This is a genomic window from Streptomyces sp. NPDC029159 (assembly GCF_055564055.1).
Window position 1 is genome coordinate 263,665 of sequence record NZ_JBVHWT010000009.1, and the last position, 19,220, is coordinate 282,884.

The 19,220-nt window shown below is 71.9% G+C and carries 17 protein-coding genes; 10 read left to right on the forward strand and 7 right to left on the reverse strand.

Annotated features, from left to right (window positions below):
• Positions 1-341: 341 nt before the first annotated feature.
• Complete coding sequence (locus ACZ4U4_RS19810; protein WP_467875793.1) at positions 342-671, forward strand: antibiotic biosynthesis monooxygenase family protein; 330 nt, start codon at positions 342-344, stop codon at positions 669-671.
• Between the two features lie 259 nt (positions 672-930).
• Here ACZ4U4_RS19810 and ACZ4U4_RS19815 read toward each other — a convergent pair whose 3' ends face one another.
• Entirely contained in the window at positions 931-3,033 is a 2,103-nt protein-coding gene (locus tag ACZ4U4_RS19815) for an MDR family MFS transporter (protein ID WP_467875795.1), read from the reverse strand.
• A gap of 1,227 nt (positions 3,034-4,260) precedes the next feature.
• On the opposite strand from ACZ4U4_RS19815, the gene ACZ4U4_RS19820 reads away from it, so the two are divergent.
• Complete coding sequence (locus ACZ4U4_RS19820) at positions 4,261-4,761, forward strand: peptidoglycan-binding domain-containing protein (protein WP_467875798.1); 501 nt, start codon at positions 4,261-4,263, stop codon at positions 4,759-4,761.
• Positions 4,762-5,187: 426 nt separating this feature from the next.
• On the forward strand, positions 5,188-5,859 hold the full coding sequence (locus tag ACZ4U4_RS19825) for an HAD-IA family hydrolase (protein WP_467875800.1): 672 nt from the start codon (positions 5,188-5,190) through the stop codon (positions 5,857-5,859).
• A gap of 72 nt (positions 5,860-5,931) precedes the next feature.
• Here the strand turns inward: ACZ4U4_RS19825 and ACZ4U4_RS19830 are convergent, their stop codons facing one another.
• Entirely contained in the window at positions 5,932-6,513 is a 582-nt protein-coding gene (locus tag ACZ4U4_RS19830) for a TMEM165/GDT1 family protein (protein WP_467875803.1), read from the reverse strand.
• A 681-nt stretch (positions 6,514-7,194) separates the two neighbouring features.
• On the opposite strand from ACZ4U4_RS19830, the gene ACZ4U4_RS19835 reads away from it, so the two are divergent.
• From ACZ4U4_RS19835 to ACZ4U4_RS19845, 3 genes are all read left to right on the forward strand, one after another.
• Positions 7,195-7,839 carry an HNH endonuclease family protein gene (locus ACZ4U4_RS19835; protein ID WP_467875806.1) on the forward strand — a complete coding sequence of 215 codons (645 nt, stop codon included), beginning with the start codon at positions 7,195-7,197 and terminating at the stop codon, positions 7,837-7,839.
• A gap of 391 nt (positions 7,840-8,230) precedes the next feature.
• Positions 8,231-8,725, forward strand: coding sequence for a DoxX family protein (locus tag ACZ4U4_RS19840; RefSeq protein ID WP_467875808.1), 495 nt, complete (start codon positions 8,231-8,233; stop codon positions 8,723-8,725).
• 243 nt (positions 8,726-8,968) lie between these two features.
• Positions 8,969-9,607, forward strand: a complete 639-nt coding sequence (locus ACZ4U4_RS19845) for a DedA family protein (RefSeq protein ID WP_467875811.1) — start codon at positions 8,969-8,971, stop codon at positions 9,605-9,607.
• Between the two features lie 41 nt (positions 9,608-9,648).
• Here the strand turns inward: ACZ4U4_RS19845 and ACZ4U4_RS19850 are convergent, their stop codons facing one another.
• Complete coding sequence (locus ACZ4U4_RS19850) at positions 9,649-10,578, reverse strand: universal stress protein (RefSeq protein ID WP_467875814.1); 930 nt, start codon at positions 10,576-10,578, stop codon at positions 9,649-9,651.
• A gap of 440 nt (positions 10,579-11,018) precedes the next feature.
• On the opposite strand from ACZ4U4_RS19850, the gene ACZ4U4_RS19855 reads away from it, so the two are divergent.
• The 3 genes from ACZ4U4_RS19855 (at position 11,019) to ACZ4U4_RS19865 (ending at position 13,871) form a co-directional block, all read left to right on the forward strand.
• Entirely contained in the window at positions 11,019-12,179 is a 1,161-nt protein-coding gene (locus ACZ4U4_RS19855) for a methyltransferase (protein WP_467875817.1), read from the forward strand.
• Positions 12,180-12,233: 54 nt separating this feature from the next.
• Positions 12,234-12,893 carry a nucleoside/nucleotide kinase family protein gene (locus ACZ4U4_RS19860; RefSeq protein ID WP_467875819.1) on the forward strand — a complete coding sequence of 220 codons (660 nt, stop codon included), beginning with the start codon at positions 12,234-12,236 and terminating at the stop codon, positions 12,891-12,893.
• Positions 12,894-13,028: 135 nt separating this feature from the next.
• A complete protein-coding gene (locus tag ACZ4U4_RS19865) occupies positions 13,029-13,871 on the forward strand; it encodes an alpha/beta fold hydrolase (protein ID WP_467875822.1) in 843 nt (280 codons plus the stop codon).
• A gap of 79 nt (positions 13,872-13,950) precedes the next feature.
• Here ACZ4U4_RS19865 and ACZ4U4_RS19870 read toward each other — a convergent pair whose 3' ends face one another.
• Both ACZ4U4_RS19870 and ACZ4U4_RS19875 read right to left on the reverse strand, forming a co-directional pair.
• Positions 13,951-14,451, reverse strand: coding sequence for a VOC family protein (locus ACZ4U4_RS19870; RefSeq protein ID WP_467875825.1), 501 nt, complete (start codon positions 14,449-14,451; stop codon positions 13,951-13,953).
• A gap of 34 nt (positions 14,452-14,485) precedes the next feature.
• On the reverse strand, positions 14,486-15,037 hold the full coding sequence (locus tag ACZ4U4_RS19875) for a DoxX family protein (protein WP_467875828.1): 552 nt from the start codon (positions 15,035-15,037) through the stop codon (positions 14,486-14,488).
• A 1,604-nt stretch (positions 15,038-16,641) separates the two neighbouring features.
• On the opposite strand from ACZ4U4_RS19875, the gene ACZ4U4_RS19880 reads away from it, so the two are divergent.
• On the forward strand, positions 16,642-17,508 hold the full coding sequence (locus tag ACZ4U4_RS19880) for a hypothetical protein (RefSeq protein WP_467875831.1): 867 nt from the start codon (positions 16,642-16,644) through the stop codon (positions 17,506-17,508).
• Between the two features lie 421 nt (positions 17,509-17,929).
• Here ACZ4U4_RS19880 and ACZ4U4_RS19885 read toward each other — a convergent pair whose 3' ends face one another.
• Positions 17,930-18,313 (reverse strand): hypothetical protein, encoded by a 384-nt coding sequence (locus ACZ4U4_RS19885; RefSeq protein WP_467875898.1) that lies wholly within the window; start codon positions 18,311-18,313, stop codon positions 17,930-17,932.
• A 493-nt stretch (positions 18,314-18,806) separates the two neighbouring features.
• The gene (locus ACZ4U4_RS19890) at positions 18,807-19,214 is read right to left on the reverse strand and encodes an NUDIX hydrolase (protein WP_467875901.1); all 408 of its coding nucleotides are present in this window, start codon (positions 19,212-19,214) and stop codon (positions 18,807-18,809) included.
• Positions 19,215-19,220 lie beyond the last annotated feature (6 nt).

The following is a 19,220-nucleotide window of genomic DNA, read 5'->3' on the forward strand; positions in this document are numbered from 1 at the left end:
CGATGGAATTTAGGCACTCCGACTACGGAACAGCGAGAGCCAGGGCTCAACTCCCGCGCGGCATCCCGAAGGAGAGAACGGGGCGCGAGGGAGGAGCTGAACACTCGCGGCGCTCGCACCTCAGCGCTTCCTCAACGGAGAGCAGAAGGACGCCGTGCCTCCGCAGCTCCTCTTCGATCTTCATGACTTCGAAGGTGCCCTGACGCGTGAGTCGGGAGAGGGCGAACGCCACGACGGCATCCACGTGCCCCGCCCAGATGGCCGTACAACGGCGCCACTCCGCCGCCCCCGTCGGGGGACCTGCCCCGGGGCCACCGGGCAGGATGGGGCACGATGGCGGCATGAGCATCGTGAAGATCAACGCACTCACCGTCCCCGCCGAGCAGCGTGAGGTCCTGGAGCAGCGGTTCTCCTCCCGTGCCGGGACCGTCGACTCGTCCGACGGCTTCGAGTGGTTCGAGCTGCTGCGCCCCGTCGAGGGGACCGACCAATATCTCGTCTACACCCGTTGGCGCGACGAGGCGTCTTTCCAGGCGTGGATGGAGGGCCCGATGAAGGCCGCCCACCAGCAGGGCGGCGGCGAGGGCGGCGAGCGGCCGAAGCCCGCGGCGTCCGGCTCCACGCTCTGGTCCTTCGAGGTCGTCCAGCAGGCCGGTCCGAAGCAGGGCTGAGGCCCGGCCCGGAGCCGGAGCAGGGGCTTCCCCGGGGTGGTCCCTCGTGGCCTCCCTCTGGGGAAGGCCCTTTTCCGTCCGTCCCAGGGGTGGCTCCCTCCGAACGCTCTCCCCGGGAGGGCGGCACCTTGCGAACGCCCCCTGGGACAGCTCCTTCCGAACGCCGTCCCAGGGACAGCTCCTTCCGTACGCCCTCCGGGGGACGGCACCTTCCGACCGCCCCCCCGGGAGCCCCCCCAGAACCGCCGGCCCCGCCCCCTCACTTCGCCAGATCCGGTGGCCGCGGTGCGGACCCCGTGCGGGGCAGGGTGCGGCGGGCGTCGCCGTTGTGGGGTTCCTCGGCGTCCGAGCCGCAGAGTTCCGAGGTCAACTCGCGTACCAGTTCCGTCAGGTCGGTCGGCCGGTCCTTCGTCCACCAGTCGCCGAGCATCCCTGCCAGCGACTCCCGCCGGGCCTCCGCCAACCGCTCCGCGACGGCCCGCCCGGTGTCGGTGAGCCGCAGGTCGAGGCCCTCGCGTACGGCGAGACCGCGCTCCTCCACCTGCCGGGTGGCCTCGGAGATCACGCCGAGCGGCACGGTGGTGCGGTCGGCGAGGAGGGCCGGTTCCACCGAGCCGTGGTGCTGGATGCGCAGCAGCATCCAGCTGGCCGCCGGTTTCAGATCGAGCCCGGCCCGTTTGGTGATCTTCTCGTAGACCCGTTTACGGCCCTCCAGGCTGCCGAGGCGGGACAGCGCCCGGGCACACTCCTCGTACGAGGACCGCTCGACGGGGTTGGAGGACAGCACCTCGGTGGTGTCCGGCGCCGTGACACTGGAGCGCAGCGGCTCTTCTTTCAGGAACCATGCCAGAACGAAGGCGACGAGGACGACGGGCACCGCGTAGACGAAGACGTCGGTGATCGAGGCGGAGTAGGCGCCCAGGACGCCGGCACGCAGGTCGGGCGGCAGTTGGCCCACGGCACGCGGGTCCTGGGCGATGGTGGCCGGTGAGATGCCCGGGGGCAGCGGGCGGCCCGCGACGGCGTCGGCGATGCGGGGGCCGAGCTTGTTGGCGAAGATCGTGCCGAAGATGGAGACGCCGAAGGACGCGCCGATGGAGCGGAAGAAGGTCGCGCCGGAGGTGGCGACGCCCAGGTCCCGGTAGTCGACGGCGTTCTGCACGATGAGCACCAGCACCTGCATGACCAGGCCGAGTCCGCAGCCGAAGACGAAGAAGTACAGGCTCATCTCCCCGACACCGCTGGCCGGGCCGAGCCGGTGCAGCAGGAGCAGGCCGACGGCGGTGACGGCGGTCCCGGCCAGCGGGAAGAACTTGTAGCGGCCGGTGCGGCTGACGATCTGTCCGGAGGCGGTCGACGCCAGCAGCATGCCGAGGACCATCGGCAGCATGTGCACACCGGACATGGTGGGCGTGACGCCCTGGACGACCTGGAGGAACGTGGGCAGATACGTCATCGAGCCGAACATCGCGAAGCCGATGACGAAGCCGATGACGGAGGTCAGCGCGAAGGTCCGCATGCGGAACAGGCGCAGCGGCAGCACCGGTTCGGCGGCCCGCCGCTCCACCGCGACGAACGCGGCCAGCAGGACGACCCCGAGGACGGCGAGCCCGATGATCTGCCAGGAGCTCCAGGGGTAGCTGACGCCGCCGAGTGAGGTCATCAGCACGAAGCAGGCGGCGACCGCAGCGATCAGGAAGGTTCCCTGATAGTCGATGCGGTGGGGGGTGCGGCGGACCGGGATGTGCAGCACGGCGGCGATGACGGCCAGGGCGATCGCGCCGATCGGCACGTTGATGTAGAAGACCCAGCGCCAGCTGAGGTGGTCCACGAACACCCCGCCGAGCAGCGGCCCGAGGACGCTGGTGGCGCCGAACACCGCCCCGAAGAGGCCCTGGTACTTCCCGCGTTCCCGGGGCGGTACGAGGTCCCCGACGATCGCCATGGACAGCACGATCAGCCCGCCGCCGCCCAGGCCCTGGAGCGCCCGGAAGCCGATCAGCTCCCCCATGTTGCGGGCGACACCGCAGAGCACCGAGCCGATCAGGAAGATCACGATGGCGGTCTGGAAGAGCCTCTTGCGGCCGTACTGGTCACCGAGCTTGCCCCACAGCGGGGTCGCCGCCGTCGACGCCAGGAGGTAGGCGGTGACCACCCAGGAGAGGTGTTCGAGTCCGCCGAGGTCGCTGACGATCGTGGGCAGCGCGGTGGCGACGATGGTCTGGTCGAGTGCGGCGATCAACATGCCGAGCAGCAGCGCGCCGATCGCCACGAGAATCGTCCGCCGGTCCCCGGCCCCGACGGGCCCCGCCGGTCCCCCGATGGGCCCCGCAGGTGCCCCTGCCCCGGTGTCCTGCGCCATGAGCGTCTTCCCCTCTTCCGGACTTCCCGGCCACCGAATCCCTGGCCTCCGGATCACTGGCCGCCGGGCTCCGCGGCTCCCAGGGCTCCCGGTCGCCGGGCCTGCCCGGTATCCGGGTCGCCCGGTGGCGGGTTGCCCGGGTTTCCGGGCGCCCGGACCTGCCTTCGCCGGGCACCAGGCGAACGGCGCCCGGATCGTGGTGCGCCGCACCGAGCCCGGTGGGGCTCGGTGCCCCGGTCCCGGATTCCCGGCCTCCTCGTTCTCCCGGCCTCCTCGTTCTCGTGGCCTCCTCGTTCTCAGGCCGCCCTCGCGCCGTCGCGGCATCAGGTGCACCGACCCCGGTGACCAGCCGCCATCGAGCGGACCCGGTCGCCGGGAACGGCCGTCCACGGCGGGCAGCCGTCCCTCCATCCTGGTCGCAATGTCCAGATATGGCCCGCCGAGCGCGGGAACACCGCCGACCGGTGCGCCGCCCGGAGGGGGCAGCTCCACGGCGTCCGGGCGTGCGCCCCCGCGCGCCCGGCCCCGGCACCGCGCGCCGGGCCCGCCCCGTGCGACCACCCGGCCGCCGCCCGCCGTACGCCCCCTGGATGTGCCGGAGTACCTGCGCGCGCCGGTACAGGGGCGCATAATCGCAGCGGCCGAACGCCCGCGGCGCCACCGCGGGCCGGGGCAGGTCCGCGCGGCTCCGCCGTACGCCCGGAGGCGGGGGCAGCGGGCCGCTCCGGGGCCGCCGCGCGCACGTCGGGAGTTCCGGGCACCGCGGGAGGTACCGCTGTGACGTCTGCGAGGTGCCCGTACTGCCTGGCGCCGGAGAGCGGTGGCGGACGGCCGGCGTGCCTGTGCGCCGTGTCCGCCCCGGACGACTTCGAGCCGCTGCGCTTACGGCCGTACGTGAGGCTGCCCGACCCTGAGGAAACGGCGCCCGCCCCGGCGTTCCCGCCCGTCAGCCCGCCGCCCCCACCGGACGCTCCCGAAAGGCAGCCCCCTGTGACGCCCGCCGGGGCCGCGCCGCCCGGGGAGGCCCGGCCGCCACTCGTGCCCCTGCCGGATCTGCGCGGGCTACGGGGCGTCCGCCCGGTGGCGCGGGCCGGGGCGGTGCGCCGGGCCCGGCCGGGCGCCGCGGGACCGACCTCGCGGACGGTGCGGTGCCCGGAGCCCGGCGCCGAGGCGCCCGCGCCCCCCGGCGCGCGCCCGGGGAAACGCGCCATCCCGACCGTCCTGGCCATGGCCGGTACCGCGGTGGCCGTGACCGCCGGGCTGCTCGGCGGCGAACCGTTCGCCGACCGCCGCGACCGGGCCACACCACCCGCCGACGACACCGCCGTCCCGGCCGCCGAGGACACCGCCCGCGACGACGACCGGGCCCCGGCGGACGCGCTGCCGCCGTCGCGCTCCACCGCCCGCGCCGCCTCCCCCGGCCCGCTCCCGGACGCGGCGGTCTCCTCCCCCGGCGCCTGGCACCCGCGCCCACCGGCCCACGCCACCGCCACCCCGCCCGCCCCGGTCACCCTCCGCGAGGGCGCCGCCGGCCGCCGGGTGACCGAACTCCAGCTGCGGCTGCGCGAGTTGCGGATCTTCACCGCGCCGGTCGACGGCTACTACGGCCCGGGCCTGCGGGACGCGGTGGCCCGCTACCAGGTGCAGTACGGCGTCGCGGACGACCCGCGCGGCACCTACGGACCCGCCACCCGCGCCTCCCTGGAGTCCCATACGTACGGTCCGTAGGAGACTCGCTCCGGAGCGCCACCCGGGGCGGGCCCGACGCCCTCGCGACCCGCCCCGGTGCCGTGACATCAGGCACACCACGGCCCGGTGCCGCAGGGGCGCGCGGGCGACGGGCAGGCGCCCCCGGCATACGCGCGGAGCAGTCACGACGGGCGGAAGGCCGCCGTCGCCGGGGTCCGGGCCGGGGATCGGGCCGGGGTGGATCCGGGCGTGCACACGGCGTTCACGTACGGGCCCGCGAACGTTCCGCGGGGGCCGGTTGTCCGCACCCCGACGCGCTTTGTATCGTGTAGGAACAAAGTGGTTCCGCCCGCACTCCCTGACCGGCGGGCGGAGCCGCTTGACCTCTTCCCTGCGGCACCGGGCGCGCAGCGACCCCGCCTGACGGCGTCCTCCGCACTCCTCGTAGCGCCCAGGAGCCCGCCGATGACGGCCACCACCACGCTCACCACCCGCGCCGTGCTGCTGGACATGGACAGCACCCTCGTCAACTCCGAGGCCGTCGTCGAGCGCTGCTGGCTCCGCTGGGCCGACGAGCAGGGGCTGAACGGCGCGGACGTCCTGCGGGTGGTGCACGGCCGTCAGGGCTGGGCCACCATGGCCGCCCTCCTCCCGGACCGCCCGATGGCGGAGAACCTCGCGGACAACCGGCGGATGCTGGCACAGGAGACCGCCGACACCGACGGCGTGGTGCCGGTCCCCGGCGCGCCCGCCTTCATGGCAGCCCTCGCCGGGCTGCCGCACGCCCTCGTGACCTCCGCGGACCGTGCCCTCGCCGATGCCCGGATGGGCGCCGCCGGGCTGCCGATGCCCGCCGTGCGGATCACCGCGGAGAGCGTGGGCGCCAGCAAGCCCGATCCGGAAGGGTTCCTGAAGGGTGCCGCGGAGCTGGGATTCGCGCCCGGGGAGTGCGTGGTCTTCGAGGACTCCGAGGCCGGTATCGAGGCGGGCCGCGCGGCCGGGATGCGGGTCGTCGGCGTGGGCGACCGGGCCGCGGCCTTCGGACCGACGGTGCACGTCGGCGATCTGACCGGCATCCGCGTCGAGGCGCTGCCGGACGGCGGTCTCGAACTGCACTTCCCCGGGGCGGACGCGTAGCCGTCCCACGGGGCCTCGTCCGCCCCCTGCCGTACCGGGTGGCGCCGTTTCCGGTCGCCACCCGGTGGCGGCTCAGCCGGTGATCGCCTCGTAGAGGCTGAACCCGGCCAGCAGCAGCATCACACCCGCCGCCACCTTGGTGATCAGCTTCAGCGGGACGTGCTTCATCAGCGTGCGGCCGCCCAGGATGCCCAGGCCCGCGACGGCCCACAGGCCCAGTACGGCGCCGACGCCGACGGAGATCGGGTCGTCGTAGCGCGCCGCGAGGTTGGCGGTCATGATCTGCGTGAGGTCGCCGAACTCCGCGACCAGAATCATCATGAAGCCCGCCCCGGAGACCTTCCAGAAGCTCTGGTCGGCGGGCTTCCTCACCTCTTCCTCGTCGTCGCCCTTCTTGAAGATCAGTACGGCGGCGCCCGCCAGGAAGAGCACGCCGACCACGCCCTGGACGAGGCGGTGCGGCAGCAGCGTCAGCACGCTGCCCGCCGCGATGGCCAGCGCCACATGGACGAGGAACGCCGCGGCGACGCCGACGAAGACGTACGAGGCGCGGTAGCGGGTGCCGAGCATGAGACCGGCGAGGGCGGTCTTGTCGGGCAGCTCCGCGAGGAAGATGACGCCGAAGACGACGGCGGCGACGGTAAGGCTGAACACGGGGTGGGATACCTCGTTCGATCGGGCCGCGCCGAGGGGCCCGTATCCGGGGTCGCTTCGGCACGGCAGCGTCGGGACACTGCGGCCGAAGGTCTCGCTGGCCCGTGTACGCCGGGATCCGACGGTCACGAGCCTCCGGGCGCCGGCCCGCCACGAGGGCGGGCAGTATGTCGACGGTCCGGCGAAGAGCTACTCCCCTTCTGCTCCGCCCCAGGGTACGGGGTCGGCCCGGCCCCGCGCGAACAGCGCCGGGATCATGCCGCTCCGCATCCTCACACCCCGGGCCCGGACCGCCCCCTCCTGCCGCGACGATCACCGCACGAGGCACCCCCGCAGCCACGACAGCCCTCCCGCGCCCCGGCCGACGCGGCGCCCGGCACGACGGCGCCACGCACGTCTCACCGGGCACACGGTCCGCTCAGGAAGCGGCGACGACCGGCGACCCCCGCGGCGAGCCCCCGTACCACGCTGACCAGCACCGGCGCGCACTCCCGGCAGGGGGCGCATGCGCGGGAGCGGCCCAACTTCCTTGCCCGGACACGAACATGGCGCCACGTCAACCCCTTGAAGTGACGTGAACATGTCGTCACTCTGTTACCTGGCGCCCGTCCGCCGGCCACCCCAGGCCGCCAACATGGGCCCACCCCGCTTCCAACTTCCCCCCACGTCAAGGGAGTTACGATGCCCAAGGTCTACGCGCGTCGCCTGACGGTCGCCGCGGGCGCGGCGCTCGCGCTCGTCGGCACGGTGGCGCTGACCGGCACCACCGCCGAGGCGGCGCCGCCGAGCCCGCCGAGCGCGGCCACCGCCCGCACCTACCTCTCCGAGATCAAGGAGCAGCCCGAGGGTTCGTCCGACGGCTACAGCCGCGACAAGTTCCCGCACTGGATCACCCAGGAGGGCGCCTGCAACACCCGCGAGGTGGTGCTCAAGCGCGACGGCACCGACGTCAAGACGGACGACAAGTGCGCGGCGGTCAGCGGCACCTGGGTCTCGCCGTACGACGACGTCAAGACGACGGACGCGTCCGACTTCGACATCGACCACGTCGTACCGCTCGCCGAGGCGTGGAAGTCGGGCGCCTCCGCGTGGACGACGGCGCACCGCCAGGACTTCGCCAACGACCTGACGCACGCCCAGCTCGTCGCCGTGAGCGCCAGCTCCAACCGCTCCAAGGGCGACAAGGACCCGGCCAACTGGCTGCCGCCGAAGACCTCGTACCAGTGCGAGTACGCGCGGATGTGGGTGTGGGTGAAGCACACGTACGACCTGACGGCGGACTCGGCGGAGAAGACCAAGCTGAAGGACATCCTCAGCGGCTGCTGATGCCGTCGCACCACCGCCGGCCCGGCGCCCCGGCGCCCTGACCGACCCCCGGACACCCCCTCGATCACCGCCCGCCTCCCGGAGTCCGCTCCGGGAGGCGGGCTTCTGCATGTCCGGAATCCGGTACGAGGGCCGCGCCTCGCCGCCGGGCGCCGGGACATACGGGGGCAGCCGGGGACACAGCGCACCCGTGGTGGGCGGTGTGCGGAATTGCTGCTGCCGGGACCGTTGACGCGTCCGGCCCCGCGCGGATGATTGGTTCAGACCAATCGTTTCGGCCAGGCCAAGGTCAGCCTTTGGTTAGAGATTGAAGTTGCAAGCACTATTAGGCATCCCTAACCTATGCCTCCATCGGTTGTACGTCCCCCTCCGAAACCGTAGGAGTCCCCACATGTCTGCACCGCTCAATCCACCCACCGTCCGCCATACCGGCACCGAGGCCGCATCGGCACCGCTGAGCACGCGGTACGCCCCGCACGCCCTCGCGCTCTTCCGGATCGTCGTCGGCCTGCTCTTCGCCTGCCACGGGGCGGCCTCGCTCTTCGGCGTGCTCGGCGGCGCGATGGGTCAGGGCGCGACCGTCCCCGCGGGCTCCTGGCCCGGCTGGTACGCCGCCGTCATCCAGCTCGCCGGCGGCCTCCTGGTCCTGCTGGGCCTCGGTACCCGCGCCGCCGCCTTCGTCAGCTCCGGCTCGATGGCGTACGCGTACTTCTCCGTCCACCAGGGCAACGCGCTGTGGCCGATACAGAACGGCGGTGAGCCCTCCGCGATGTTCTGCTGGGCGTTCCTGCTGATCCTCTTCCTCGGCCCCGGCGCCTGGTCGCTCGACCGGGTCTTCTTCGGCGACCGCACGCCGCGGGCGGACGCCCCGAGGGTGACCGTCTGACCCAGGGCGCGGGCCGCCCGCTCACGGCCCGCGCCGCCGGCCGCTCCGCACGGTGCCCCCGGGAGGCGCCGTGCGGAGCGGTCGGCCACAACGGGGCCGAACCCCCCGGGCGAACGTGAAACGAACAACATCTGTCCCCCTGGGACAAAAGCGGCCACATCCCAGGCGTACGCTGTATAGCCGTAGTGCCGCCTTTGCCGCCCCATGCGACGTCGCGGCGGGGTTCGGACCGGGAGTGGCACGTTGTTGGAAAGCCTGGGGCCCGTCAGTGGCACCCCCTGGGTGTACGCCCTGGTGAGCCTCTCGATCGTGCTCGACGTCTTCGTCCCGTTCCTGCCCAGCGGTGTCCTGGTGATCGCCGCGGCCACCGCGGCGGCGGGCACCCGTACCGCCGCGGGCGCGGTCGGTGTCACCGTGGACGGCGGCACCCCGCTGCTGGAGCTGTTCGGGCTGGTGCTGTGCGCCGCGACCGCCTCCGTCTTCGGCGACATGGTCGCCTACCGGCTCGCCTGGCGCGGCGGCGACCGCTTCGACCGCGCGATCGGCCGCTCCCGCCGCCTGACCGCCGCCCAGCAGCGCCTCGGCACCGCCCTCACCCGGGGCGGGGGCGCCATCGTCGTGCTGGCCCGCTTCGCGCCCGCCGGCCGCTCGGTGGTCAGCCTGGGCGCCGGGGTGGCCCACCGTACGGTGCGGGAGTTCCTGCCCTGGTCCGCGCTGGCGGGCCTGGCCTGGGCCGGGTACAGCGTCAGCCTCGGCTACTTCGGCGGGCAGTGGCTGGGCGCCTCCTGGATGAGCACCGTGCTCTCCTTCTGTGCCCTCGTCCTCGCCGGGTCGGCGGCGGCGTTCCTGATGCGCCGCCCGGAACGCCACACCTCGGCCTGATCCCCGAGGGGCCCGCCGCGGCGGGCCCCCTTCACCATCCGTCAGGCGCCGCTCCCCGCCTCCGGCTCCCCCGTCGCGGCCGTGGTCTGACCCGGTACGACGGCGATCGGGCAGAGGGCGTGCAGCAACACCGCGTGCGCCACCGAGCCGAGCCGGCGGCCGAGCGGCAACCGGCGGCGGTGGCGGGCGACGACCACCAGATCGCTCTCCAGCGAGGCGTCCACCAGCATCCCCGCCGCGTCGGCGCCGCGCAGCTCCACCTCCACCCCGACCTCCGGGTGGTGGCGGCGGTAGGGGTCGAGCACCTTCGTCAGCTGGTCGGCGAGGGCGTCCTCGTACTCCTGCTGGGTGGCCTCGTAGGCGGCGAGGTACTCGAAGGCGGGCGGCATCAGGAGCGGCCAGGTGTAGCCGGAGATGACGCGCAGGCGGGCGCCGCGGCGGCTCGCCTCGGCGAAGGCGAAGCCGATCGCGCCGGGCTCGTCCTCCTCCGCGTCCACGCCGAGGGTGATCTGCGGGGTGCCGAGGCCGAGCCGTTCGCCCTCCGCCCGCCGTCCGCCGCCGCGGTCCGGACGGGGCACGATGACGACCGGGCAGGCCGCCTGACCTGCGACGGCGAGTCCGTTGGAGCCGAGCAGCAGACTGGCGAAGCCGCCGCGTCCGCGCGAGCCGAGCACCAGCATCCGGGCCTCGGCCCCCAGGGCGGGCAGCGCACTGTCGGGCAGTCCGCCGATGCTGCGGAACACCGGCTCCGGCTCCCCCTCCACCGCCTCCCACTCGTCGCGCAGCCGCGCCAGGACGGGGTCACCGCCCGCCTGCCCGGCGGCGGCCCGCTCGGCCGTGGCGTACGGCCATACGTGGACCACGTGCAGCGGCGCCGCCTGCAACCGCGCCGCCTCCCTGCCCCAGCGCAGCGCCCGCTCGCTGTCGACGGATCCGTCCACCGCGACGATGACCGGAAGGTTGCCCTCCATGCGACTCTCCTTGGATCTGTGGGGTTCTCTCACGGACGGGAGCCCGTCGAACGCCGGGCGGGACACCGGTGTCCGGCACCGCTCGCGACCCGCCCCGGGAAAGCCCGCTCCCCGGCGGCCCGTCCATACGGAAAAGCCCGCCCTGCGATGGTTGAACACCTCCCACGCCCTTCGCCCCTTTACCGCTGCTCTCATCCTGCCCCTGCGGCCGCCGCAGGGCACGGGGCGAAGGTCCCGTCCCTGCCGCCCCGGGCCCCGGACCTCGGGCGACGGACCGCGCGCACCGGTGCGGCCGTCCGGCACCGGGTAGAGTCGGCCGTCACCATCCCGCCGCTCCGCCCCCGTGCCCCCGCACGCCGAGGGCGGCCCGGCGCCCCGGGCGGAGCCCCGCCCCGCGGCGGCCGGCCGGGGTCCGCACCATCCACACGAGGCACATTCAGGTGAACGCACCGCCGGTCGTCGCATGGACCGAGGCCGACGAGGCCCGTACCGCCGCATGGCGCTCCGAGAGCGGCGCGCCGCCGCCCAAGCACGTCGTGATCGCGGACGACCGGATGAAGGCGGACGTCGCCCACAAGCTCGTCTGCGAAGGCACCGCGCTCCTGTGGCGCGGCGACTTCCACAACGCCCGGCAGCTGCTGACCGCGCTGGCCCGCCGGATCGACCGCCGTCCGCGCAAGGCGCCGCCCACCGATCCCGCGCTCGCCTTCCACCGCCACCGCGCGGCGCAGAACCAGCGCGCCCGCATTCTGGGCATGCTCCTCGTCCCCCTCGACGCGGAGCTGGCGGTGCCGCTGCCCCGCGCCCCCGACGTCCGCGCGGCGTGCGCCCAGGCGTACGGGGCACCCCCGGAGTCCGCGGCCGCCGGCACCACCGCCTCGGTGGTCTCGCTGCGCGAACTCCTCGGCCTCGTCGGGGCGTACGAGTGGCGCCGCAAGGGCGTCGAGATCCCGGCGCTGGGCGGCGACCGCATCCACCCGCACTACGGCGTCTTCTCCCCGGCCCGCGGCGAGTACGTCGACCTGGTCGCCGAGGCGCCGCTGCCCTCCTCGGAGCTGGCCTTCGACATCGGCACCGGTACGGGCGTCCTCGCCACGGTGCTCGCCCGCCGGGGCGTGCGCCGGGTCGTCGCCACCGACCAGGACCCGCGCGCGCTCGCCTGCGCCCGGGAGAACACCGCGCGGCTCGGCGTCGCGGACCGGGTCGAGATCATCGAGGCCGATCTCTTCCCCGAGGGGCGCGCGCCGCTGGTGGTCTGCAACCCGCCCTGGGTCCCCGCGAAACCGTCCGCCCCGGTCGAGTACGCCGTGTACGACCCCGGCAGCCGGATGCTGCGCGGCTTCCTCAGCGGCCTGGCGGACCATCTGACCCCGGGCGGCGAGGGCTGGCTGATCCTCTCCGACCTGGCGGAACATCTCGGCCTGCGCCCGCGCGCGGAGTTGCTGTCCGCATTCGAGGCGGCCGGGCTGACCGTCGTCGACCGCCATGACATCGCCCCGCGCCACCCCCGGGCGCGCGACGCCTCCGACCCGCTGCACGCGGCGCGGTCGGCGGAGATCACGTCGTTGTGGCGGTTGAAGGCGCAGGCCGACGAGGGCTGAAGCGCGCCCTGGGGGTGAGCCGGGCCGGGCCCCTCGGGCACCATAGGAGCCACCATGGACCCTCAGCATCTCCTGACGCGCGCCCGCCGGCTCGCCGCCACCGCGACGCCCGGGCACCGGCGGCTGCTCGGCATCGCGGGGCCGCCCGGCGCCGGGAAGTCGACGCTCGCCGCCCATCTGGTGGACCAACTGGACGGGCAGGCGGCGCTGGTCCCCATGGACGGGTTCCATCTCGCCACCGCCGAACTGCGCCGCCTGGACCGGCTGAGCCGCAAGGGCGCCCCGGACACCTTCGACCCGGACGGCTACACCGCCCTCCTGGAGCGGCTGCGCCGTCCCGTCCCCGGATCGGTCGTCTACGCCCCGGAGTTCGACCGCCGCATCGAGGACCCCGTGGCCGGCGCGCTCCCGGTACCGCCCGAGGTCCCGCTCGTCATCACCGAGGGCAACTACCTGCTGCTGGACACGCCCCCGTGGCGGCGCGCCCGGGCACTGCTGGACGAGGTCTGGTACGTCGACCTGTCCGATACGGAACGGGTGCGGCGGCTGATCGCGCGTCATGAGCGGTACGGCACCGCGCGCGAGGCGGCGGAGCGCTTCGTCCACACCTCGGACGAGGCCAACGCCCGCCTGGTGGCGACCGGCCGCGAACGCGCCGACCTCGTCGTGACGTTCGCCCCCGGCACGGCACCGCGACCGTCCGGCGCCGCCTGACCACAGCGGCCCGGCCACCGGACGGAGCGCGCGGGCGGGAGATTTCCGGCACTCGGCGGGCGGTCCGGACGTTGCCCCGGAGGGAGCGGGCGCAGCCCCTCTCGTACGACACGGTTCACGAAGGACGGGCGGAGCATGACCCAGGGCATCAGCGCATGGAGCGATGTCGAGAACGGCACGGTGCCGATCGACGACGGCGAGCTGTTCTACGAAGCCGCCGGCACCGGCCCCGCCGTGGTGCTGCTGCACGGCGCGCTGCTCGACCAGCGCATGTGGGACGAGCAGTTCATCTGGCTCGTCAACTCCGGCCACCGCGTGATCCGGTACGACCTGCGGGGCCACGGCCTCTCCGCGACGGCGACCGGCGACTTCGCCCACCACGACGACCTGCGGGAACTGCTCGACGCGCTCGCGGTGGAGCGCGCCGTCCTGGTCGGCCTCTCCCACGGCTCCCGGGTGGCCCTCGACGCGGCGCTGGTCCACCCCGACCGCGTGGCGGCGCTGGCGCTCGCCTCACCGGGCATCAGCGGACGCCCCTTCACCGACCCGTTCCTCCTCGGCCACCTGCGGGAACAGGCCGCCGCGAGCGGCGAGGAGGACGGCGTCGAGCGGTATGTCGAACACTTCCTGCGGGCCTGGGTGGACGGCCCGCACCGGGCGCCGGAAGCGGTCCACCCCGGGCTGCGCGAGCGGCTGCGCGCCGCCGCCGAGGCCAATGTGGAGGTGCACGCCGAGGGCACCGGGATGCCGCTGGAGGCCGGCGCCGCCGAGCGCCTCGGTGAGCTGCGCGTCCCCACCCTCGTCCTCGACGGCGACCTCGACAGCCGCGACATCTCCGCCAACGCCCACGCCGTCACCCTCGCGGTACCGGGCGCACGCCGGGTCCGGATACCCGGCGCCGGACACATGGTCAACCTGGAGAACGTGGCCCACTTCGACCACGCCCTCCACGACTTCCTGTCGTCCTTGAGCCGCTGAGCGGACGGCGCCGGGAGCGGCTCAGGTGGCCTGGCCAGCACCTGTCTTCACGGGTTGTCGGCGGGGCCCCGGGGCCGGTTCAGGTGGTCCGACCGGCCGCCGCGCCCGTCTCCCGGTCGGGCCCCCAGCGGGCCAGTGCGGCGGCGAGGTCGAGCGGGCGCAGCCGGTCCGGTTCGTCCGGGTCCGGCCAGTCCTCGCGGGGCACCCGCCACATGACCTCGAACTCGTTGCCGTCCGGGTCCTCGGCGTACAGCGACTGCGACACCAGGTGATCGCTCTCGCCGACCAGCGCACCGCGCGCGGCCAGCAGCTCCCTCGCGGCGACCAGCTCCCGGAGCGTGCCGACCTCCCAGGCCAGGTGGTACAGCCCCACCCGCCCGGTCTCGGGCCCCGGCGCGTCCGCACCCACGGCGAAGAGTCCCAGGTCGTGGTCGTTCAAGGAGCCCGCCGCCCGGAGGAACGCCACCCGTCCCGGTACCTCGTGGACCGGCGCGAGCCCCAGGGCCTCCTCGTAGAACGCCACGGACGCCGCGACATCCCGTACGTACAGCACCGCATGATTCAGCCTGCGCACCTGCACCGGACCCACCTTCCTCTCCGCACCGGCGGCACCGTCAGTTGCGCACCAGCAGCACGATCCCGGCGAGCACCACACCCAGGATCAGGGCCAGGGCGCCGTACCGCAGCCGGTGCGAGCGCAGCACGGGAACCCAGCGGTCGAGGGCGTAGTGCCCGGGCCCGGTCAGCGCGAGGGCGGCGGCGCCGAGGGTCAGCAGCAGCTCGTACTCGACGCCCTTGGGCGCGAAGAAGCCGCCGCCCCACTTGACGGCCAGCGCGTTGATCATCGTGCCCACGACGGCGGCGGCAGCGAGCGGCGTGAACAGCCCCACGACCAGCCCGAGCCCACCCAGCACCTCACTGAGCCCGGCCACCACGGCCATGGTGTGCCCGGCCGGATACCCGCTCATCGTGAAGAACTGCCCGGTGCCGTCCAGCCCCGGCCCGTCGAACCAGCCGAACAACTTCTGCGCCCCGTGCGCGGCCATCGTCAACCCGATGACCAGCCGCAGCACGAGCAGACCCGCGGCGTAGCCGTGCGGGGACGAATCAGATCCTTCCGGCGCACCGACGCGCGCCGTCGGGACGGAACCGAGGGGGGTGGTCATGGCAATCCGCTCTTTCGGACGGGGACACGGGGGAAGAAGATGCGATTTACTTGAAACTTCAAGCCATCTGCCTTCGACGATACACAGGGGGGTCTTCGGGGACAAACGGGCTGGTGGGGGCCGTGCGTGCGGGGGCGCACGCACGGGGGCGTATATGCGGAAGACCCCCTGAGTGGTGGTTGCAGGGGGCCTTCCGGTCGGTGACATCGGCGAACGTCAGGCACAGCCTCCGACCGGCTCGATGACATCACCCCAGACACGCGTCAACCAGGGGTTTCCCTCCTCGCCGAGCCGCACAGCCACCACGTCATCGAGGAAGCGGGCACTCGCGACCTCCACCGCCTCCCACGGCCACCAGAGCGAGTCACACTCGACACACAGCAGGAACCGCCACCCGTCACTCTTGAAGCTAATAAGCCTGGACTTGGCCTTGTTCGCAGCGCGGGCAGCCAGCGGAGGGGATGGACAGGAGCGCCACGCTAGCTGCGAGCGCCCGCCGAAACGGCGGACCGCCGTCAAGACCTATGCCGAACGCCCCCGTGGAAGATCTCCACGGGGGCGTTCGGACCGGTGGTTACAGACGGATTCGAACCGCCGACATCTGCTTTGCAAGTTCGGTCAACGGCTAGTTCCTGTCCAAGCAGGCCTGATCCAGCAGAGTAGGAAGCGGCCGCGTGGGTGCGACCGCCTCTGCTGCTGTCCGCTGTCGTTGATGTCAGCGATGGATGTCAACTGCGCGCCCCCACCTCGCGTCCGTGCTCGTCCGGCCGGTGCGGCTAGACGTGCCGGCATCCGCCTCTGGACGGCATGAACGGAGACGAATGAGACGGAGCGTGGGGCCACACCGATTCCAAGATTCGCCTCGCCCGCTCCGACTGCTGTGTGGGACGTGCGACGGCAGACGTCGTTGGGCGGCTGCCCAAGCCTCCTTCTCGCATGCGAGGAGCCAGGCCAACGTCAGCCTTCTGATCGAGCGAATCCACCGTCGCGCATCTCGACCCCTGCGTTCCCCCAGCGGTTCCCAGCCGACCAGGAGAGCCGGTGCTGGTCGCGGCGCGGGCGGCTGATCCAGGCGACATAGAGCCCACCGAGCGACGTCAGCTCAGTAACGCTTGCGCTGCGGCTCATGATGAGCACGACTCCGACGAAGACGACAGCGACGAACGCGCTGGTGTCAGAGCCAAGGTGCTTAGGCTGGGTAGGCACAGTTTCCTCCGAGGTTGCTGTTGCTGGGTGAGTGGAGGCGGTGGATGCGTAGAGGCGCTGCCGCCTTCACTCTTCAGCTGCTGGTCTGCGGCTGAGGTCAATCTGAGCACCTAGTAGCGGGCGCGGGCGGACTGCCTTGTGACGTCTTGGTCCGTCTAGTCCGCGCGCGTGTGCGCGCATCTACACATAGGGACGGACCAAGACGTCACAGCTGGGAGTAAGAGCAGATGGTTGCGACACAGACCCAAGGGAGAGCCCTGAAGCGGGCAGATCGAGTCAGAGAACTCGTAAAGAAAAGGGGACTGCTGGATGTGCTCGCAGCGTTAGAAGAGCTACATTCCGACGGAAATTCCGGCCCTTCAGTGAGACTCCGAACTCCTTACGTGCGGAATAATGTGATGCCTTACGGCAACCTATGGTCACCGCATGCATCGCCATCGTTCTTTGAATTCGACGAAAGACGGCGCCCGGCAGAGCGCATCCTTCCGCCACTGGCCAAGCTCCTTCTACCGCAAGGAGTGGCGCTGGAATTCCATCTGGTGGCGCTATTTGTGGCACAGACTCAAGCCCGCCCAGGTGCGAGATGGGAAAATCAAATACCGATCACCAAACGGAGTAATGACATCGCGTGGGCTGACTTGATGGCAGTGCCGGCGAAATCAAGCACCGGAGGAGGGCGCCCCTCGTCATACGCGGCGAACAAGACTCGGCAGCTCCGCGCATCACTAAACCTGCTGTCAAATCACAGGCTGGTCTATATCGGGGATCCGGGGGTGCGGAATAGGTATGAAGAATTCAAGCTACTTTCCGAGGACGCCGCCAGCTCAGCGGCAAGTTTCGTGGAGTATCGCGTGCCGCGAGAGCACGAAGCAGTTATTGACGTCCCATTTCGATTTTTCACTCGCGGCTGGGTGCATCTGCTCACCAAGAGCGAGATTGCAGCCTATTTTATGTGGCTCAGCCTGAGCGCAGAGGATGAATGGGTTACCAGTCTCTGGCGGCAGCGGGCTGGACTATTCGGCTTATCGCGTGACGTGTATGACGCTACACAGGCGCTTGCTGCTTACGGACTAGTCGACGTACTTCCATCCCGGGACCGGCGACAGAATGGAACGTGGCGTAACTTCAGCACAGGCGATAAACCGTATGGCAATAAAATTCGCGTAAATCGTCGCAATTTATGGCGCCCGGCCCCGAAGATCGTTGAGGGTGTACTTCGAAAAACTGCTGCACTCGGAAAATGGTCCAGGATCGTAGGGGAGTAACCCCGAAGCGTATATTTCGGTTGTCCTCGCCCTCGGAAGTTGCGTACACGATCACGCGATATACCACCCAGCTCCCATCCCGTCCGCCGTCGACCCATACACCGTGGAGCGGGCGTGGCTCTGCCTGGGTCGACGGCGAACGGGATGGGAGCCCCCGCCTCAGCCGCCCACGGACTCGCAGTCGGCATCGGCGCCCCCTCCATCCCGGAGTCGGCCGATCCCTCGCCGGAGGCACCGTTCTGGCCATCAGCTGCCCGCCATTGAGTCCCCAGTTCCTGGTTCTCGGCTGATCCGCCTGAGCGCGGCACGGGCGCCGGCCGGGCTGGAGCGGGGCGGAGACAGGAGCGCAGGGCCGGGCGGGGGCCGGGCCGCGCGTGGGGAGCGGAGCGAGCCGCCTTGAACTCGTAGAGAAGGTTGTTACTCAGTACGGCGTGGGGGTCTTCGGGCGGGGCGTGAACGTCTCGGCGCAAGCGGGTAGTTCGGCGGCCATACGGTGGGCCAGGTCGAGGAAGAGGACCGGTCGGGCGGTCCACTCGATGCGGGTGTCACGGTGGCTGACGGTGAAGGTGTAGGGCGTGTTGGACGCCAGGGCCTCGATGGCGCTCACGTAACCGCCGGCCAGCCACCTCCGGGCGTGCGCCGCGGCTTCGGCTTCGAGCGCCGAGGTGATCGTGCTGAGCGCAACGCGAATCCAGCGGACGGCCTGGACGGCGCTGTCGCCCTCGCAGGAAGCGAGCAGTACAGGCGATTCCCCGGTCGCCGGGCTCTGGGTCCAGCACTCGCACCAGTAGCCGGGGCGAGGCATGGGCACAGCCGTGGGGCTCATTGCGTCCTCAGTGCGGGGCTCAGTGACAACGTGTAGTGGACGGCTTCGTCGCGGATTGCGAAGAGGTAGGAGTCGCCTCCGGCAAGGGCGCGTAGTGCGTCCTCGTGGGCGGTGCTGTCGCTGAGCCAGTAGCGGACGGGTCTCGCCGCCGGGTATCGAGCTGATCGGCGATGTCGCGGGCTCGGCCGCGGAGCCAGCGCAGGGCAAGGCGTGGAGTGGTCGCGGAGCCTAAGCCGAGGCAGATGAAGCGGCCCTCGTGGAGCACGTGGGCAACGGCCTCGCACCGGTAGCGAGGGGGACCAGGCTCAGCGCCACCGGCTCGATCGCGCCCGATACCGCACAGTGCCCGAAGCCCCCGCCCAACTTTCCTCGGCGAGCTTTCACGTTCCCGCCCAGCAGCTAGGCGACTGCTCATATACTCGTTCATACGAGTTCCTTTACGCTGGTAGGCCGCTTGGGCAGTGGGTTAGCGCTAGACGAGTTTGACGCCGTCGTGTGCTCGTACGGCGGGTGGCGATGTGGCGTCGAGGGCGTCCAGGACGCGGATCGCGTACGCCTCGTCGGCGAGTTCGGTGACTTCCTCACGGGTTGCCCAGCGCAGGGCGCGGGTTTCCTCGCCGGTCGTGGGGGTGCCGTCGAGGGCTTCGCAGCGGAAGACCATGGAGACGATCAAGCCGGTCATGTTCTTGTAGATGCCGGTGAGGGTCGCCGGGAGGGCGATCTTGATGCCGGTCTCTTCGAGGACTTCGCGCTGAAGCGCTTCGGGGATCGTCTCGCCTGGTTCGAGTACGCCACCAGGCGGTTCCCACTGGCTGTTGTCGCGGCGTTGGATCAGCAGAGCCCGGCTCTGGTCGTCAACGATGACTCCGGCGACGCTCACGGAGTG

Excerpts from the sequence above, each read along its gene's own strand:
- ACZ4U4_RS19885 (WP_467875898.1), bottom strand. The coding sequence starts at position 18,313 with ATGCCTCGCCCCGGCTACTGGTGCGAGTGCTGGACCCAGAGCCCGGCG.
- ACZ4U4_RS19850 (WP_467875814.1), bottom strand. The coding sequence starts at position 10,578 with ATGGAGGGCAACCTTCCGGTCATCGTCGCGGTGGACGGATCCGTCGAC.
- ACZ4U4_RS19880 (WP_467875831.1), top strand. The coding sequence starts at position 16,642 with ATGCCTTACGGCAACCTATGGTCACCGCATGCATCGCCATCGTTCTTT.
- ACZ4U4_RS19835 (WP_467875806.1), top strand. The coding sequence starts at position 7,195 with ATGCCCAAGGTCTACGCGCGTCGCCTGACGGTCGCCGCGGGCGCGGCG.
- ACZ4U4_RS19810 (WP_467875793.1), top strand. The coding sequence starts at position 342 with ATGAGCATCGTGAAGATCAACGCACTCACCGTCCCCGCCGAGCAGCGT.
- ACZ4U4_RS19815 (WP_467875795.1), bottom strand. The coding sequence starts at position 3,033 with ATGGCGCAGGACACCGGGGCAGGGGCACCTGCGGGGCCCATCGGGGGA.
- ACZ4U4_RS19875 (WP_467875828.1), bottom strand. The coding sequence starts at position 15,037 with ATGACCACCCCCCTCGGTTCCGTCCCGACGGCGCGCGTCGGTGCGCCG.
- ACZ4U4_RS19840 (WP_467875808.1), top strand. The coding sequence starts at position 8,231 with ATGTCTGCACCGCTCAATCCACCCACCGTCCGCCATACCGGCACCGAG.
- ACZ4U4_RS19860 (WP_467875819.1), top strand. The coding sequence starts at position 12,234 with ATGGACCCTCAGCATCTCCTGACGCGCGCCCGCCGGCTCGCCGCCACC.
- ACZ4U4_RS19820 (WP_467875798.1), top strand. The coding sequence starts at position 4,261 with ATGGCCGGTACCGCGGTGGCCGTGACCGCCGGGCTGCTCGGCGGCGAA.
- ACZ4U4_RS19825 (WP_467875800.1), top strand. The coding sequence starts at position 5,188 with ATGACGGCCACCACCACGCTCACCACCCGCGCCGTGCTGCTGGACATG.
- ACZ4U4_RS19865 (WP_467875822.1), top strand. The coding sequence starts at position 13,029 with ATGACCCAGGGCATCAGCGCATGGAGCGATGTCGAGAACGGCACGGTG.